This window comes from Paenibacillus sp. BAC0078, from assembly GCF_054483875.1.
In genome coordinates this window covers 290,586-308,542 of the sequence record NZ_JBTLRW010000004.1, presented here as the reverse complement: position 1 = coordinate 308,542, position 17,957 = coordinate 290,586, and the positions used below count along the sequence as shown (strand labels likewise).

At 53.3% G+C, this 17,957-nt stretch carries 13 protein-coding genes; 1 reads left to right on the top strand and 12 read right to left on the bottom strand.

Translation table 11 applies throughout. The features are described 5' to 3' along the window. Nucleotides 1-67 precede the first annotated feature (67 nt). The gene (locus ACX1DY_RS10780; protein ID WP_458964193.1) at nt 68-1,240 is read left to right on the top strand and encodes a PstS family phosphate ABC transporter substrate-binding protein; all 1,173 of its coding nucleotides are present in this window, start codon (nt 68-70) and stop codon (nt 1,238-1,240) included. Between the two features lie 438 nt (nt 1,241-1,678). Here ACX1DY_RS10780 and ACX1DY_RS10775 read toward each other — a convergent pair whose 3' ends face one another. The 12 genes from ACX1DY_RS10775 to ACX1DY_RS10720 form a co-directional block, all read right to left on the bottom strand. Next, entirely contained in the window at nt 1,679-3,190 is a 1,512-nt protein-coding gene (locus ACX1DY_RS10775) for a carboxylesterase/lipase family protein (protein ID WP_458964192.1), read from the bottom strand. Between the two features lie 18 nt (nt 3,191-3,208). Continuing rightward, nucleotides 3,209-4,363 carry an AI-2E family transporter gene (locus ACX1DY_RS10770; RefSeq protein ID WP_458964191.1) on the bottom strand — a complete coding sequence of 385 codons (1,155 nt, stop codon included), beginning with the start codon at nt 4,361-4,363 and terminating at the stop codon, nt 3,209-3,211. An 88-nt stretch (nt 4,364-4,451) separates the two neighbouring features. Then, on the bottom strand, nt 4,452-4,967 hold the full coding sequence (locus ACX1DY_RS10765) for a DNA topology modulation protein (protein ID WP_458964190.1): 516 nt from the start codon (nt 4,965-4,967) through the stop codon (nt 4,452-4,454). A 22-nt stretch (nt 4,968-4,989) separates the two neighbouring features. Beyond that, nucleotides 4,990-5,799 (bottom strand): GNAT family N-acetyltransferase, encoded by an 810-nt coding sequence (locus ACX1DY_RS10760; protein WP_458964189.1) that lies wholly within the window; start codon nt 5,797-5,799, stop codon nt 4,990-4,992. 120 nt (nt 5,800-5,919) lie between these two features. Further along, the gene (locus tag ACX1DY_RS10755) at nt 5,920-7,803 is read right to left on the bottom strand and encodes a DUF2264 domain-containing protein (RefSeq protein ID WP_458964188.1); all 1,884 of its coding nucleotides are present in this window, start codon (nt 7,801-7,803) and stop codon (nt 5,920-5,922) included. A gap of 26 nt (nt 7,804-7,829) precedes the next feature. Then, nucleotides 7,830-8,966: a glycoside hydrolase family 88 protein gene (locus tag ACX1DY_RS10750; RefSeq protein ID WP_458964187.1), complete on the bottom strand. Its 1,137-nt coding sequence runs from the start codon at nt 8,964-8,966 to the stop codon at nt 7,830-7,832. Between the two features lie 34 nt (nt 8,967-9,000). Then, nucleotides 9,001-10,809 carry a hypothetical protein gene (locus ACX1DY_RS10745; RefSeq protein WP_458964186.1) on the bottom strand — a complete coding sequence of 603 codons (1,809 nt, stop codon included), beginning with the start codon at nt 10,807-10,809 and terminating at the stop codon, nt 9,001-9,003. Between the two features lie 27 nt (nt 10,810-10,836). Next, entirely contained in the window at nt 10,837-12,444 is a 1,608-nt protein-coding gene (locus ACX1DY_RS10740; protein ID WP_458964185.1) for a helix-turn-helix domain-containing protein, read from the bottom strand. Next, nucleotides 12,437-14,248, bottom strand: coding sequence for a cache domain-containing sensor histidine kinase (locus tag ACX1DY_RS10735; RefSeq protein WP_458964184.1), 1,812 nt, complete (start codon nt 14,246-14,248; stop codon nt 12,437-12,439). Before ACX1DY_RS10735 ends, ACX1DY_RS10740 begins: the two co-directional genes overlap by 8 nt. 97 nt (nt 14,249-14,345) lie before the next feature. Beyond that, nucleotides 14,346-15,740, bottom strand: a complete 1,395-nt coding sequence (locus tag ACX1DY_RS10730; protein ID WP_458964183.1) for an ABC transporter substrate-binding protein — start codon at nt 15,738-15,740, stop codon at nt 14,346-14,348. Nucleotides 15,741-16,131: 391 nt separating this feature from the next. Beyond that, complete coding sequence (locus ACX1DY_RS10725) at nt 16,132-16,971, bottom strand: carbohydrate ABC transporter permease (protein ID WP_458964182.1); 840 nt, start codon at nt 16,969-16,971, stop codon at nt 16,132-16,134. Nucleotides 16,972-16,996: 25 nt separating this feature from the next. After that, the gene (locus ACX1DY_RS10720) at nt 16,997-17,938 is read right to left on the bottom strand and encodes a carbohydrate ABC transporter permease (protein ID WP_458964181.1); all 942 of its coding nucleotides are present in this window, start codon (nt 17,936-17,938) and stop codon (nt 16,997-16,999) included. Between the last annotated feature and the right edge of the window lie 19 nt (nt 17,939-17,957).

The following is a 17,957-nucleotide window of genomic DNA, read 5'->3' as shown; positions in this document are numbered from 1 at the left end:
ATAGAGTTCAGATATAATATAATTGTGTTTTTTATCCATATTTTAGCTTCAGGAAAGAGAGGCCGCTGTGAAAAGATCCTTTGGAACGAATCTGCTCTATACGATTCTGGCGCTGATCGCCCTCGTTTTTTCCGGATTTATCGCGTATATTATCGTCTCATTAGCCGGTGGACTTGTCTTTTACGCGCCGCTTGTTGTGGTTATTGCTGCCGGGCTGGCCGTCTATGCCGTGATCGCGATTTTTCAGCTACTCTCCCGGCGTGTCCGCAGTATCGCCCTCGCAGTCTTCGCCGGGCTGTGCCTGCTGGCTACCGCCGGACATGAGCTGAATAAAATGTATGTCAACAGCCTGACTGTAGTAAATGACCGGGAAGTAGATCTGAACCAGTATACGCCGTTCGCTCCGGACTCCAAAGCTGCTGTTCTGGATCATACGGCCTCCTACCACATTAAGGACAATCTCCCCCGGCTAGATGGAGCAACTGCGCTCTATCCGCTGTATGCTGCTTATGTGCAGGCCGTATACCCCGAAGGCAGTTATAATTTGAAAGGAACGGATGAGGGAACGGTGCTCTGCTCCACAACCCCCGAAGCCTACAACCGGCTGATTGCCGGAGAGAGCGACATTATTTTTGCCGCCGCTCCCTCCCTTGCCCAGCAGAAGCAGGCTAAGCGGGCCGGAAGGGAGCTTAAGCTTACTCCAATCGGGCGGGAGGCCTTTGTCTTTTTTGTTAACAAGCGTAACAAGGTTTCCGGGCTGACCACAGATCAGATCAAGGATATCTATGCCGGAAAGCTCACGAATTGGAAGGAGGTCGGCGGCAAGCGAGAGAAGATTCGGGCTTTTCAGCGGGATGAGGGCAGCGGAAGCCAAACCATGCTGGAGAAAATCATGGAGGGCCGCAAGCTTATGACACCACCGCAGGATGACGTTATGGACGTTATGAGCGGAATCATCTCCCAGACAGCCGACTACCGTAATTTCAAGAACGCGCTGGGCTTCAGCTTTTTGTTCTATGCCTCCGAGATGAATGGTAATTCTGACATCAAGCTGCTGGAGATCAACGGAGTCAAGCCTGACAAAGAGGGCATCCGTAGCGGAGAATACCCGTTTACCGCCGAGTTTTACGCAGTTACCGCAGGAAGCGTCAACCCTAATGTCCAGCCGTTTCTGGACTGGATGCAGTCGGCTGAGGGGCAGGAGCTGGTGGAGAAGACAGGCTATACGTCGTTGAAATGATCTTATTATGCTATTGGAGCAGCCTCTCTGACCGGCAGGCTGGGGAGTGCGGCGGTGACGGAATCCCCCCTGCTCAGCAGCCATAAGTGGAAAAAAGCAAACTAATTCTTTGATTTCTGCAGAATTTCAGTCTTTAGGTGGAAAAAGTAAAACTAATTCTTCGAGTTACTCCCAATTCCGCTTAATTTCTCTGATTTAAGTTTCCTTTTTCCACTTAACAACCGCTTGGGTGTGCATGCAGAGAAATGAAGTGGAGAAATTCCAACTAGCATGTTCGGCAATTACGATAACGGGATAAACAACGACTCCAGCAAGAACTTCCTCTGCTTGGATCAGGAGTTCGGCGGAGTGTGAATCTACCAGAAAAGCCTCCCTGTTCGAGCATGCAAAAAAACCGCAGCGCCGCCAGTTTGCCTGGCAGAGCTGCGGGTTAGTATATTAGTTAGCTTCAGTTGCGCCTGCGGCTGGCGCAGGCCAGTTCGAAGCGGAAGAGAACAAGCGTGTGCGCTTCTCCTGATCAGGGTCCTGCACCACTCTTACCTCCTGGTCAAAAATCAGCGTGGCACGGTCTGCCAGCGTATACTGCGGCCAAGCCAAGCCGGCTGAAGACGGATCGCCCCGGTAGGCGAACGCCGTCCAGGTCATCTGCATCGCTTCCGACAAGCGCTCCATCTCTGGAGTAACTGTAAGGCCGTAATGCTTCAACTGATGCAGGTTGCCGAACACGTACAGGATCTCTGCACCGTGCACGGCCTTTTCCAGCAGCGGATGACCGGGAACCGTCCAGTCGAACCGGTACATCCAGACTGGAGCTAACCCTAGCTGGCTCTCCGCCAGTGCAATTGAGCTGCCCCAGAAAAAAAGGTCCGTCAGAAACTCGGCCTGGCCCTCCCATGACTTCGGATAGCCCTTGGCAAGCTCCGCCAGATCATCTATGCCCATCAGCAGCTCCAGCGATTTCAGCGATTGCTCGAAGCTCTCACCCGGTCGCTCTTCCCGGAAGAACAGATTTCCTTCATGAAGATTGGTCCCGATTAGCAGCGGAATCCCGCTTGCCGCGCCGTTCGCGATAGCCTCAGCAGGTTCCACCGGCAAGGTGGAAGGCTCCACTACAGGCTGGAAAAACATACTGAGCGCTTCACCGGACAGCTTGTACGTCATACGCGCGCCCGCTTCCAGAATCCGTTCTGCCGGAAGAGTGTCCAGCAGCGTGAGGTCGCCGCCGGGGGCAAGCCCCAGCTCAGCAAGAAGCGCTGCAGCAATCTCTTCCCCCTGCTGCGGCTGCAGGCTCTGCGCCGCACCGCTCTCCATGATCGCCCCCGCGAACAGCCCTTTCGCAGCAGGCATTGCCAGTAGTGCAGCAATGCTCATGCTGCCCGCCGACTCGCCGAAGACTGTAACGCGCTGCGGATCGCCGCCGAAGGCGGCAATGTTCCCCTGCACCCATTCCAGCGCAGCAATCTGGTCCAGGAGGCCGACGTTGGAGGCAAGGCCTCCGCCGATCTGGGACAGATGCAGGAAGCCGAACGGTCCCAGCCGGTAATTTACTGTAACCAGGACCACTTTGCCGTTACGGGCTATATTGGCACCATCGAACATCGGCTGACTGCCCGCACCGGTGACAAAGGTTCCGCCATGAATCCAGACCATCACGGGCAGCGATTCGCCCTCTGCGGCAGGAGACCAGACGTTCAGATAGAGACAGTCTTCCGAATACTCCGGAGACAAGCCGCCAAACCGGGTGCTGCTGGTACTCACAGGCTGGTGGCTGACCGGCCCGAACTCCAGAGCATCTCTGACGGAGCTCCAGGACTGCGGCGGCTGCGGCGCACGAAAGCGCAGCTTGCCGACAGGCGGCGCTGCAAAAGGAATCCCGCGCCACACATTTACGCCATCCTCATGGGTGCCCTGCAGCTTCCCATATAATGTGGTTACCAGTGGTGCTGTCATGTCAATCATCCTCTTCCTTTATTCCTTGTTCTCTGCAGTTTGCTGATATAATCCGGAGCGGAGGCGAAACCACTGGAACACATGGGTAACGACCACTTTAAGCACGGCGTAACCCGGTACTGCCAGAATGATGCCAAGCACCCCGAACATTTTACCTGCAAAAATAATGACAAAAATGATCGTAATCGGATGAACCTTCAGCGACTTGCCCATGATCTGCGGAGAGATGAACTTCCCTTCAATGAGCTGGACGGCAGTCCACACAAACACCATCTTCAGCAGCATGAACGGAGAGGTTACTAGTGCAACGATCAACGCCGGAGTGATGGCAATCGCCGGGCCCAAGTAAGGAACGACAGCCGTACAAGCCGCGACAATTGCCAGCACCAGTGAATATTCCAGCCCGATAATCAGATAGCCGATATAGAGCAGAACGCCGATGCAGCAGCTTACGATAATTTGCCCGCGGATGTAGGAGGCCACCTGGCTGTTCATTTCCGACATCACTTCCCGGGTCTGCGGCCGCAGGGCGGTAGGAATGAACTTCATCAAATAATCAGGCAGCTTTCTTCCGTCCCGCAGCAGATAGAACAATATAAACGGCGTGGTAGCCACAGCCAAAACAATCTCCGTCAGCGCTCCAACGAAATTGCCTACACCGCTAACGGCATTGTTCAGAAAAGTGGTCCCCCATGTGGTCACTTTACTGGTGATATCCTTGAAATCCGTGCCGACATTTTCCTGAATCTGCCCAAACAGCTCACTGCCGGTCAGTTTGACGAATTGATCTTGAATCTCAGAGCTGTATTTGGGGAAATTGTCAATTAGGCCAACCAACTGAGAACGGATGATCGGGATCACCGTAAGCAGAATCAGCGTGACAATCCCGGCAATCAACAGATATAAAATGACAATGCCATATGCCCGTCTGATCTTGAATCTCCGCTCCAGCCAGTCAACCAGCGGATTCAGCAGATAGTAAGAGATCCCTGACAGCAGCAGCGGTGCAGCCACCGTATTCAGAAGCACCGATATCGGCTTAAAGACGAACGGAACCTTCGAGAATACCAGCACATTTACCCCGATCAGCAGCACAATAAGCAGAGATACCACAAATCTGTTATTCAGAATAAATTTCTTGAACTTCTCAGGCCATACCTGCAGTCTATCCATCGTTCCCCCACCCCTTACCACATTTGCCTCATTCATATGTAAGATTATTTGTACTATGTAATAGCATAGTCAACGCCGGGGCCGCAAGTCAAATTTGGCGGGTGATGGAGCTGATGAATTTTTGGATGTTGTGGCGGCTGTCGAGGATAATCACCTGCTTCTCCTCCCGGCACGCTTCAAGCTTCGCAACTACCTTGCTTCTGCTGCGCTTACGGTAATTCCAGATCCAAACGATAAACGGCCAATCCAGCCGCTCCGGGCATCCCTCATTCAAATCCGGCCGGGTCCGGCCATGATACTGAATCCGCCGTTTAATAACACGGTAAAGGCACAGCAGCCTGGGCATATCCAGAAAAATCACCGTATCCGCCCGCTCCAGCCGCATATCCAGGGTTGCTGAATAATTCCCGTCAAGTACCCAGGTGTCTTTTTCCACATGGGCCTTGACGACCTGCTCCCAATCCTCGCGTTCCGTGGCTACCCAGCCAGGTTGCCAATAAAAGGCGTCCAGATGGATTACGGGGAGATCCAGTGCTTCGCCAATCCTTCGGCTCAAGGTCGATTTGCCCGCACCTGCTGAACCGATTATTAATATTCTTTGCATACAACCTCCTATGTTGGCGCACTCAGTCAAATTTGATGTCGGCAATTTGTCCGGCGTGCCGAAAGCCAATCGACCGATAGACCTTATTCGAATCGGGGTTTTTGCCATCCGCGTAGAGCACCGGGGTCAGACCTTCGGCAAGAAGCTGCGCACTCAGCTCCGCAACCAGCCTACTAGCGTATCCTTGCTTGCGGTGGCTGCGCGGCGTAAATACATCATTAATGCGTCCATGCCGGGCTGAGCGGTTAGTGATTTTGGCCATCGAAACAGGCGTGCCCTCCACGGTCCATAGATAGAGATTCCCGGAGCGGACATCCTCTTCAGCCATCTTCAAAAAATGCTCCGCCTGCCCCTTCTCGCCAAAGGCGTCCTCCATGAAACGGAGCATGAACTCCGCAATCACCGGAATCAATTCCGCCTTCGCCTGTATCCGCTCTCCCTTGACCTGCGCAGGCCGCCGCACCTCAGGGCATTGATAGGCTTCCAGTATCATATTGGTATGATAGAGTTTACCTTTGGCTCCGCAAAAAACCTCCGCAAACGTCTTCGCCGTCTCCGGCTGCGCAGAGATCCCGGGGAAATCATAATCGCTTACCCACTCTGCCAGCTCCTGCACCAGACTGGTCTGCTGCTGAGCTTCAAGCTCATCCGACACCCACAGCCACGGATTATGCCCCCCGGCTTGAGCGAGAATCAAATTGCGCTCCGCTGTAGTAAGAAGAACCGCATCGGGATATTCGATAATCCGGCGGATGATATTATACCGAACCTCCTCCCGGACGAACTGCCCACTCTCCAGCACCCGATCATCCGCTTCAAATCTCTCAAACATTACCTCTCCCCCTTAATCTCCCTTTCTTTCAATCATAATCCTCCCTCCTCCAAAAATAAATGCCCCGCTGCCAACAATTTCCGGCAACAGAGCATCTACACGACATAATATTCGCTTGAATCAATCCAGCGGAAGAATCACGCTTCGTCCATTGCGGGCCGTAATGCTGATCTCCTGTTCGCTAATCCGGACGCCCAGAAGCTGCAGCGGATCGCCAGCTTGTTCAGCATGGCGTGCAGCAATCTCCGCGCTCATTGTGCTCATGTCAACCGGCTCTCCATAGATCGCCGAGACGAGCCAGTGTGTTCCGGGAGTTAGACTGGCGAGCAGTGTCGGAATAACGGTCCGGGGCATCAGCACGTTAGTGTTGGTATTCGGACGGATCATCACGGCTTCTCTGTGGCCGGCAAAACCAAGGACTCCGCTGATGCCATGACTGCTGATTGCAGTGATTCCTTTGCGGTCAGCAGAGACGATTTCCTGATGCGCAGGCTCTAGACTGGCAGAAAAACCCCCTTCAGCGGCATCCAGCGCTCTTTCGGTCTGCAGGCGGTGGATACGGATATGCCAGGGAAGACCAGCCACAACCCAGGTCTGCACCTCAACATTCGGCCACGGCTTCCAGCGGGAGTACAGGATATTGTCTTCAATCCGCGACTCCTCATTCTGTCTTCTTACACGGTACAGATTGTCGCCGGCCTCGCTGAGCGCCAGCATGGAATCGAACGCGCCTTGGCCTATCCCCCATTCCGAGCGGGGCACACTGAAGCCAAAAGCCGTGGAATACGCAAACTTCTCATATTTGGCCGAAGTGTGCGTATGATCATTGGTTGAGAGATGTCCGCTGTTGAAGGCAACGACATGACCGGTATCATACTGCCGGCAAATAACCAAATGCGCAGGCTGCTGGACAGCAAGCGCCTCAAGCTCAGGAAGCGGCAGCTCCTCAGCAATCCAGAAGGGATGCTCGTCCGGCAGCGCCAGCGGCATGAAGTATTTCAGGGACCAGTAAGGCGAGCCCGGAGAATTATAATTCTCCGCCATCACCAGATTCGGGTAAGCATAACCGATGGTCAGCACGCCTGCTTCATTGAGGATATCTTGCTTGAACCACCATCGCAGATTGCGCAGAATTAACCCCTTGATTACACCATAAGGCAGCGCCTCAACTTCGGCATAGGCCAGCGCTCCCCAGAATGCGGACTGCGCGAAGCGGTATGCCAGGCTTCTCCCATACGGAAGGGCTGAGCCGTCCTCGGCAAACCAATGGATAAATTCACCTGCGAACTTCGCGGCGCGCTCCTTGAATATACGGGAACGCTCAGGGTCCTCGTCATTCATCAGCTTGGCATACAGCAGGCCATAGAAATGCAGTGCAAACGGAACATAATAATCGCTGTGCCCGCCGATTCCGTCGCTGTACCAGCCGTTCGATAAATAGAAATCATCTATGCGCCGCAGATTGGCCTCCATCTGCTGCGCGTCATAAGGAAGTCCCGCCTTGCGGAAGCCCAGATTGACCAGCACGTTGAAGAAAAGCCAATTGCAATCGTAGCAGGGATGCGAATTCATCTGATTCAGCCAGGCATACAGATTCGACCGCTCCCGCTCGTTCAGCGGCCCCCAGATCCGCTCTGGGATCAGTGACAGCGCGTAGCCGAATGCCGCCATCTCTACAAGCCGCTGATCATAATCGTTGGCCACGCCCCAATACTCCCGATGCCCGGGATCGGTTCCGTTCCTGATGCCATCCAGAAGGTTGTCCCACAGCGCATCTTCTCCGCCTCCGGCAAGAAAAGGCACAAACCCCCACAGCACCCTCGAGAACCCTTCCATCTCCGCAATATCCGGGCCATAATGAACTCCCGTCACCCCCAGCTTCAGCCGGGCATGCCCTGCGCTGTAATGCGGCTTCAGTGGATAGACAAGCTGCCGGAAGGCTTCCTGCATATCCGCTTTAGTAACCAGCGGATTCGCTTTTATCTGCTCCAAATGCTTATTCATCCTTACCACTCCCATAGTGAGCTTATTTATTCCCAATAAAATGGGCCAATGTTCTTCAGTCGCGCCAGACCTTCGACATAGAAATAGTCCCCGTAAATCAATGGAACGTCAATGTTCGTACCTGCCGGATAGTGGCTCGTGCCATGAAGAATCAGCCCTTCCTCGGCATCATTGCCCCAGGTGCCGTAATTGCGGTACAGCGACTCCAGCATCCTGATCGCAGGCTCCCGGTATACCAGCGCCTCAACCTCCCCGACTTTCCCGGCGAGAAGCAGAAGTCCGCTCGCAGCACACGCACCAGCCGATGAATCGCGGAATTTCCGCGCTGCTTCCGGTGCGCGGAAATCCCAATGCGGCACATGATCCTCCGGCAGGCGTGCCAGGAAGAAGTGGGCCACCTTCTGGGCTGTATGGAGATACGTAGTTTTGCCGGTGTGATGATACGCCAGCGTCAGCCCGTAGATCGCCCAGGCCGCTCCTCTGGACCAGGCGGACTCTGCCGCGTAGCCTTGGCCGCCCAAGCCTTCGATAAATTCCCCGCTTTCCGGGTCGAAGCGGACAATATGATACACCGAGCCGTCCGGGCGGATGAAATGCTTCACGACCGTATCCATATGCGCCTCAGCAATATGGCGGTAACGCGGATCTCCTGTGACCTCCGCAGCCCAGAAGAGTAGCGGCATGTTCATGCAGCAGTCGATAATGGCATGGCCCCTGTTGTCCTCGCCTTCGTACCAGGGATTCCAGGCCCGGATGTAGCTGCCCTTCAAATTGAAGCGCGCAGCCAGGAAATTCGCCGCCTTCAGCGCTCTTACCTTCGAGACCTCGCTGCCCAGCAGCTTATAAGAAGCTACGCTGGTCAAGGTCCACATGAACCCCAGATCATGGTCCAGACGCACATAATCATTCAGCACCTGGTCCAGCTGCTCCTCGCACTGCTCGGCCAGCGCCCGCAAGGCTTCATCCTTGCTGCCGTTATACAGCAGCCACAACTGGCCCGGCCAGAAGCCCGCCGTCCACCAGTGCGGCTGCTCCAGCACATAGGTTCCGCCTTGACTGGCATGGGGGAAGCCCGCGCCGATCCGCAGACTATTCCGCTGTGTTTTCTCCAGTGCCTTGCTCCATGCCTCTTCTACCCACTTCAGCTTTGTTTCCGCTGTCAACTTGAGCCACCGCCATTCATGGATTTGATATTATTTATAAGTTCATGAACTGAAACTTGAATTCATATCTTGCTTGCTTGTCCAGCTTACCTAAGGCATGATAATCGAGACCATACCAAGTCTTAACCACCCCAAAATGGTCATTGTAGGTATGTTCCGAAATTTCCGTGCTGAGCGGGCCGCCGCCACTACATATGCGCAGCCCCCGGCCGCCTTTGCCTCTCAGCAGAATACTGCCGTCCTCCAGCACCGGCCGGCAAAAGGTCACGAACCGCTCGGTCAATGTCTCCGGCACTTCCCCAAACCGAAATTCGTCAATCAGCTCCAGCACCGACAGTTCACCCTCCCCATGCCACCTGAAGGAACGCGTCAACTGTTCCAGCGGCACGTGGCTGTAGGCCCGTGTTAAATCGAGCTTCAGCACATCCGCGCCCCCGCCCACAGCAGCCTCCAGAACCTCTGTATAAGCATCCGCTCCGGTACACTGATACTGACCGTCAATAATCGGAACACTATGGCCCTGCGAGCCGTTGCAGTCATAAGAGTACCGCGCTGCACCGAAGTAATCGGCGGTGTACTCCCCGCATCCAAGGTCAGAGAGGTAGACCGTTCCTTCTCCGAGCAGAATGAACTGGCCGAGATCGTTGTGGTTGTGAGGCTCGTCATTGTTCCCGCCCTTCGCGGCAAAGCTGAACGCACCTTCCGGCCCGATTCTGCGGGACAACAGCCACGCTGCATCCGGCAAATAGCTGCTGGCGCTGCCCCATTCACTGCTGCCCGCCTCCGGGCTGCGCCAGAGCAGGTTGCGCAGCGCCGGAGCCCAGCGGCTGCAGTGGTCGTCCGTGTACGCGGCCCGAAGAGACGCGGGAGGCGGCTCCACTTCGGGATAGGCTGCAGCAAGATAATGGCTTAGGCCCAGGAACACGCTGCCGTTCTGCTGAGAATCGGAGAAATTCGCCACCAAGCCCCCGCCTAGAAAGCATTTCTGCTGGAACGCGGCAATGCTGCCCACCTTGTCCCGCCGGAACCAATCCAGCGCTCCCTTGCTTCTGCGACGGAGCAGATCGGCATAATAGACGAAATAACCAAAGCCGTAATTCCAATAGCCCAGCCCCTCAAGACAGGCACCGTCCTCCCCGAAGCCTTGAAGGTAATATTCCATCGTGCCCTGCACCTTGATGAGAATATCTGTAAGGACCTCAGGGTCTTTTATCAGCAGCAGGGCTGCCGAACCAATCGAGCCGGAGCAGACAGCGGCCCAGTTATGCGTTGCCGTCTCCCAGTGGTATGGACCTAAGGTCAGGTAGGGTACGAACAGGCGTTTATGTACTTCTTCCTTAATCCGGGCCTGCAGCAGGGCCGGAAGCCGGTCCCCGAGCAAACAGCCGATTTCACTAAGCGCAAAGCCGGTCTCGGCCGAGAACAGATCAATCGTCTCCGAAATCCCGTTCTCCCCCACATGGGCGGGCAGACACCAGGTATTCTCGCCGCAGATGCTCCATACTATCTCACATACAGCGCTTACATGCGATTCTTGCTCTGGCTCCAGCAGCATGAGCAGCACAGCCGTGTTCAATATTCTTCTCCGCTCGAAATAGACCCGTTCATATTCCAGCCTGGAACCGGTACGGCTATAGATAGAGAACAGCTCATAAGTAAGCCCTGGAATCGGCGTCCCCCTCAGCCTTGCCCCTTCTCCGCGAATTTCTGCTACTTCCTCCGCGTACAGCGGTGAATCCCTTACCGTGGACCAAAAGCCCGACGGGTTTCCATCCGGGTAATACAGCCTGAGATCGGCTTCCTCCATATTTCTGACTACCGCAAGCAGTTCGGATCGTTCCATCACGCGCCGCCTTTCCCGTCATGCAAGCTAGCCCCGATATTCCGCCGGTGTTACCCCCGCATGAACCTTAAATGTCTTAATAAAATAGCTCTGGTTGTCATAGCCAAGCTGTTCGCAGATTTCCCCCACGGTGGAATGGGTCCCATCCAGCAGCTCCTTGGCTCTTTCCATTTTCAGCCTCGTAACATATTCGATGAAAGTAATGCCTGTCTCCTTCTTAAAGAGCCTGCTGAAATAGCTGGCATTCAAATGCAAGTGATCCGCCACCTCATCGAGACTGATCCTTGCCCCCAGACGCAAAGAGACATACTGGCAGGCTTCCGTCACTTCAGCCCTTTTGCTGCCTCCGGCTCCCGCCCCTTTCGCGGCAACAATGGATTCAAGATGGCTGTCCAGCCATTCCCGCAGCGCCAGCAGAGAATCAATATCCACAATCTCCTTGTACAGCGTATCTGCCGAATAAGCGGGCCGGATATACTGCAAGGAATGCAGCTTCAGCTTCAGGTCCAGCAGCAGCTTCAGCGTCCAGTCCTTCACCATTTCCGGCGGGTACTTCTCATTACAGATCAGAGATATCCATTTCTCTGTCACGGCTCGCGCCTGCTCCGCCTGCCGCCCAAGCAGCACCTCCCTCAGCTCTGCCGTTGCCTGATCATAATGGGCGAAGAGATTGCCCGGGATGGACGGTGGATGAACAGTCTTTCTCTTGGCAATCTCCTCCGGCACCAGGTAGAAACGCTGCTCTTCGGCATTCAGCAATTCGGATAGCTGCTGCTTGAGCTCCTTCGGCGTACCCGCGCCCTCCCCGGTAATGAAGGACATGCGGACCTTCAGCACTCTGGACAAGGTTGACTGGATGACCTTCAGCCCGGCAGCGGCTTCAGCATAAATATTTCCATGAAGTCCTGGCCTGTAGGAGAAGAGCAGGAATGAGGCTCTGACATTGTAGCCAATATAAAGTCCGCGCGGCTTCATCCCGTCCAGCACTTCATTCATGACATTGCTCACGGCAAAATGCAGCGTCTGATCCGAGGAAAAACGGTATTTCACATGCCTGTAATCCTCCAGATAAGCTATGACAGGCAGGCAGAATTCCTCATGCTGAAACAGTCCGTACTCGGCAACCTCATCCATCCATTTCTCGGGAGACAGCAGCGGCTGGTGAATGAAGTTCTTGATGCTTCGCTCCTTGCGCAGCTCTCTGGTCTCTCTGAACAGATGCTTAATTCTGGAATTCTCCCAGCCTGCACGATTCTCCTCTTCCATCGACTCCTTGAATCTCCGCAGCAGCCCGACAAGATCCTCAGGGTCGAGCGCATCCTTCAGCAAATAATCCTGTACATTAAGGCGCATCGCCTGCTGGGCGTACTGAAATTCATTATGGCAGGACAAAATCGCGATCCGGACCCCCGGCTTCAGCTCCTTGACACGGGCGGACAATTCCAGCCCATTCATCCGTGGCATGCCGATGTCCGTAATCAGAATATCCGGCATTTCCTGCTGCGCATGCTCCCACGCGCTCTCACCATTCTCATGAGTGCCCATCAGGTCAAAGCCCAGCTCCTCCCAGCGGATACTCTCGGATAATAGCTCTATTACCGGATAATCATCATCCACGAGCATGACCTTATACATCCCCTATCTCCTCCCTGTGCGGAATATGCATCTCAATCAGTGTGCCTATGCCTTCTGTGCTGGACACATCAATGGCAAAATCCCCGCCAAACAGCATGCGCATCCGCTCCGCCACATTAGACATCCCCATGCCGGAGAAAGAGCCTTTAGGCTCCTCAGAGGAAGGAATGCTCCCGGTCCCCTCCTCCATCCGGCTCTTAATGGTTGCGAGCACACCTGCATTCATCCCTCGACCATTGTCAGCAACCGCGAGGATAATCCCCTTCTCCTCCACTGCCGCCCGGATGCTGATGATCCCCGGCTGCTGGCTGAGCCCGTGAATCAGCGCGTTCTCAACCAGCGGCTGAAGGAAGAAGCGTGGCACCTTAATCAGAAAAGCCTTCGGATCTATATCCAGTTGCAGCTCCGCTTTCTCCTTCTGCCGCAAATTCATCAGGCCGACATAATGCGAGACCAGATCCATCTCCTCATGCAGAAAAATCTCGTCCTCCTCCCGGCTGATCGTCATCCGCAGCAGCATGGACAGCGAGCCGATCATTTTGGCGCTCTCCGGATCTCCGCGCTTCATCACCTTCATGCGGATCGAGTTCAGCACGTTGAACAGAAAATGAGGGTTGATCTGGGCTTGGAGCATTTTCAGCTCCGCCTTTCTTTTGCGTGCCTGGGTGTCCGACACCTCGAATATCATCTCCTTCACCCGGTCGAGCATCTGGTCGAACAGCAGGCCAAGCCGTCCAATCTCGTCATTGCCCCTAACCCCGGAACGCACTTCCAGATTGCCCCGCTGTACCGCACTTGTCACTTTGCCGAGCCTTACCAGCGGCTTCGTGAAGGTCCGCACAAGTGTAATCAGCAGAAGAAGAAATAAGAAGAAGGAGAGCAGTTGAATAATAAACACACGGTTAAAAATCGAACTGATATCGACGATGCTCTCCTTATAGGGCTGCATCAGCACCAGACGCCAGCCGTTGAAGGAAAGCTGCTGCTGCACCACCAGGTATCTGTCTCCAGCAATCGTCACCACCCCGGAACCGTCTAACCGGTCCACATCATCCGTATACGGAAAAGGCTGGCCAAGCCGTTCCGAAGCCGCCTCAGACACAATATTGCCTTTGCCGTCCAGCAGCACCACCTTTTGTCCCGCTGACAGATTGCCAAAGATATTATGCAGTTGATCCTCCATAATCGTCACCACCGCATAGCCATAGATCTCTGTGCTGTCCAGACGCAGAGTCCGGGCCACCGTGATCTGATAGGGATGATCAAATTTATCGTAGGAGAACCCGGTCGGCTCCACACCCGCCCAATATGACTCCAATCCCTTCAGTTCCGTCATCTTGCGGAACCAGATCTTCTTCTTGAAATCCAGCGGATTGTAATCGCTAACAGAATAGTTCATGAAATAAGTATTATTCGTCAATAGAATCGTAACATAGCTGTTCTGTCCAACGACTGTAAGGGTATCCAATTGTTCCAGCACCCGGTTCGAGTCCATAAACCGTTGATACTCGTTGCCGCTGACATTATTGGTCGCTGCCAGCTTGAAATAGGCTTTCAGCCCAGGATTGGTCTGGACATAGTTGGCGATGGTCAGCATCCCCTTCAGGCTGTTCGTCACCGAGCCGTTCACGAGCTGCAGGGAATCCTCCGCATTGGCGATCGCCTGCCGCTTGACGGCCTCCTGGGTCAAGGAATTGTAAATGAGCAGCGTGAGGGCAGCCGGAACCAGAATACAGGCTATAGAAGCTATGATCAGCTTGTGCCGGATTGATTTCGGGGTGAGTTCCCTGAGTCTGCCAAGCATGGCTGTATCCCCCTAGACAAGTAGAAACGGCTTTGCTCTCCAGTTAAGGAAGGCAGGCCGTCCCACAATCACTTGAATTTGTTAACATTATATCAAATTATTTTTTGTTGGCCGAAATTATTTTATTAACACGGTCCTGAGCGTTTTGAATCGTCGTATCCACATCCTGATCGCCAAGAATCATCTTCTCATATTCCTCGTTAATCGCTTTGTATACCTCAGCCTGATAGGTGGCCGGTGGAATGATTGCCGATGCTTTGGAAGCTACGAGCGTGTCTACGAGTGATTTCTTGTCAACCTTCTCCGGATTCTTCGTGCCGGCAAGGATCGTGTCAATAATCCCTTCGACTTGATCACTTGTCACCTTGCTCCAGGCCGGAATGTTTTTGCCTTGGACAAGCTGGCCTTCCGTGGTGTACCAGCGGACAAATTTATAGGCGGCTTCCTTGTTTTTGGATTTGGCGGCTACGGCCACATAGTCTGTAGTCACTGGCGTCAGACCATTTTCATCACCAGCGTTGTTCTTGGGAAATGGAGCTACCGCGAGATTAAAGTTCAAAGGCACCTTTTCCGTTCCGCCGATTTCCGTGTTCATCCAACTGCCGATCAGAATCATGCTGGCGGACTGGTTGAAGAATTGTGTGCGGTAAGCCAGCTTTTGAGAGATCATGTCCGTGTAGGGCACCGAGGATTTATCCTCTTTTTCCATTCTCAGTCTGAGCTCAAGCGTTGCCTTAAAATTCGGGTCATCCAGATTGGAGGTGCCGTCTGCCTTCAGAAACTCAGAGTTCTGCGGCTGGTTCTCCATCTTCAGCTTCAGGAACTCCATCCAGCCTCCTGCCTGCGGACCGTGGAAATAAGCGCCGTAACGCTTCGAAGCGCCTTCGCCCTTCGTCAGCTTCTTGGCATAGCCGGCAAAATCATCCCATGTCCAATCCGTTGGAACCGCAAGACCGGCCTCATCCAGATTGTCCTTGTTCAGCAGCACATACCACGGATTGAATTTGCCTGGCAGCGCATAGACCTTGCCATCCAGATGGGTATCCACTTTATAGTCTTCTTCTACCTTGTAGCCGTCCTTGGCAATATAATCATCCAAAGGCTCAGCCATGCCGAGCGCCACACGCTGCGCATAACCGGCTGCATCACTGAACATGAGAATATCCATCTGTGCAGAGGATGCCGCCTCCAGATCCAGCTTCTTGAAAGCCTCCTGTGTATCGCCTTTCTCACTCAACTGCACCAGTTCAATCGTGACATCCGGATTGGCTGCTTCATAAGCCTCCAGCGTGTGCTTCCAGTTGTAGGCTTCCTCCGTACCATAGGTATAGAGCCGCAGGTTTGTTTTCTCTGTACTGCCGGCTGCTGCTCCATTCGTTGCCTTGCCCGCCTCTTCATTACTATTTGCAGCATTATTGCCGCCGCAGCCAGCCAGCAGGCTTAACATCAGAACCCCCGCAATTGCCGCCGGCCATACTTTTCTTGTGACCATCATTGAACCCTCCCTTGAATATTTAGGTGACTCATAAACGAATTATAGAATACGCTTTCATTTGGCACATGAAACAATATTTACTTTTATTGAATTATTTTTACTTGTATTAAAAGTGAATCTGAGATCGGCCAATTTGGGCTTGGTCGTGACTGCGGGGAATGTTTGGACTTCCGGCCGCTGTTATGTTTGGATTTCCTGATTGAAACCGCTGGTCGCGGTAGAAATCCAAACATAGCCTATGCTTACGATGCCAGCTTTCCTACGGAAAGCTCTCAGGCGGACGCGTTCGCTCCTCCAGTTCCAAACTTCCCCTCCGTCCCTTTCCTAAATTTTCGGATTTTTCAAGTTCACCTTTTATACTGCTTTTATAAGCGGTATTTCAGAATTTCTAACCCTTCACTCCACCAAGCGCGATTCCCTCAATAACATTCTTTTGACCCAGAATAAAAATAATAATAAGAGGGAGGATTGCCGATACCGCCGCAGCCATAATCAGGGAATAGAATTCTCCGCTCATGGAAGTGAACTTCTGGATCGCAATCGGGAGGGTCAGCCATTTGTCGCTGCGGATGAAGATCAGCGGGTTCTGATAATCGTTCCAGGTCCAGATGAAACGGAGAATCGCGTAGGTGGCCACAGCAGGCTTCACCAACGGCAGGGCAATCGACCAGAAAATACGCGGATGTCCGGCACCGTCGATTTTGGCCGATTCAATGAACTCCTGATGCAGCCCCATAAAAAACTGCCGCAGCATAAAGGTTCCAAGCACACTGAAGGTCCCGAGCAGAATCAGACCCAGATGGCTGTCGAACAGCCCGATATTGCGGTAAATAATAAACTGCGGAATCAGAATAGCCTGTCCTGGAATCATATAGGTAACGAGCACGATCATAAAGAGGATATTGCTGGCGCGGAATTTGATTTTGGAGAAGCCGTAGGCAGCCATTGCCGAGATCAGGCAAGACGCCGCAGTTGTAATCACCGCAACCTTAATCGAGTTCCAGTAATACAGCGTGAACGGGTAATCTCCGAACCAGACCTCCTTATAGTTCTCAATCGCATTCCATTGCTTGGGCAGCCACTGAATCGGATAAGCGAACACCTCCGACTCCACCTTGAACGAGGTGACCAGCATCCATATAAAAGGCAGCAGGAACAATATACTTCCCGCAAACATCACAACCGTAACGATAATTTTGCGCCAATCAAGGCCTGTGCGCATTTCCATATGCTTCTTCCCCTCACTTCTCTGTCTAATAATTGACCCATTTCTTCTCGGCCAGCCATTGTCCGAACGTAATCAGCATGACGAATATGAATAGCACTACAGCGATGGCGGAAGCATAACCAACCTTGAGATTAACAAAGGCTGTATCATACAGGTACCAGACCATCATCGTTGTTGAGCCAATCGGCCCGCCTTGTGTCAGAACTGCAATAATGTCAAACACCTTGAACGTAGCAATGATACCGGTTACAAGCAGGAAAAAGGTAGTCGGCGACAGCAGCGGGAAAGTGATCCGTCTGAATTTCGTCCAGCTATTTGCCCCGTCGATATCGGCAGCCTCATATAAATCCTTTGGAATGGACTGCAGGCCAGCGATGTAGATAATCATATTGAAGCCGATAGAGATCCAGATGGAGATCATCATAATCGAGATCAGGGCAAAATTCGGATCGGCAATCCATTTTGGCGGATCGGCAATTCCGAAGGCTTTCAGCATTTCGTTAATCGGTCCGTAGGAGGGCTGGAATAGCACCTGCCACACAATCGCCACCGCGACAGTCATGGATACATAAGGGACAAAATAAGCGATTTTGAAATAGCCCTTCATATACACATAGCGGTCAATCAATATCGCCAGTACCATCGACACCAGCAAATACACCGGCACCGTCAGCAGAAAAATAAAGTTGTTGCGCACCGAGCGGATGAACATATCATCCTGCAGCAGATTGCTGAAATTCTGCAGCCCCACCCAGCGGATACCATCAAAGCCCTGCACAAAGTTCCAGTCGGCAAAGCCGAGCACCATCGTAGCAATGATCGGGATCAGCACCAGAACCGTAACCCCGATCAGCATCGGGCTTACAAACAGCAGTCCGGACAGCGTTTCGCCCTTTTGCAGCGACCAGGACTTGCGCTCCCGCGCAGCCCGCGGCTTTTGCGTTATAGTCTCCATATTTTGCCCCATGTCTTAAGCACCTCAATTG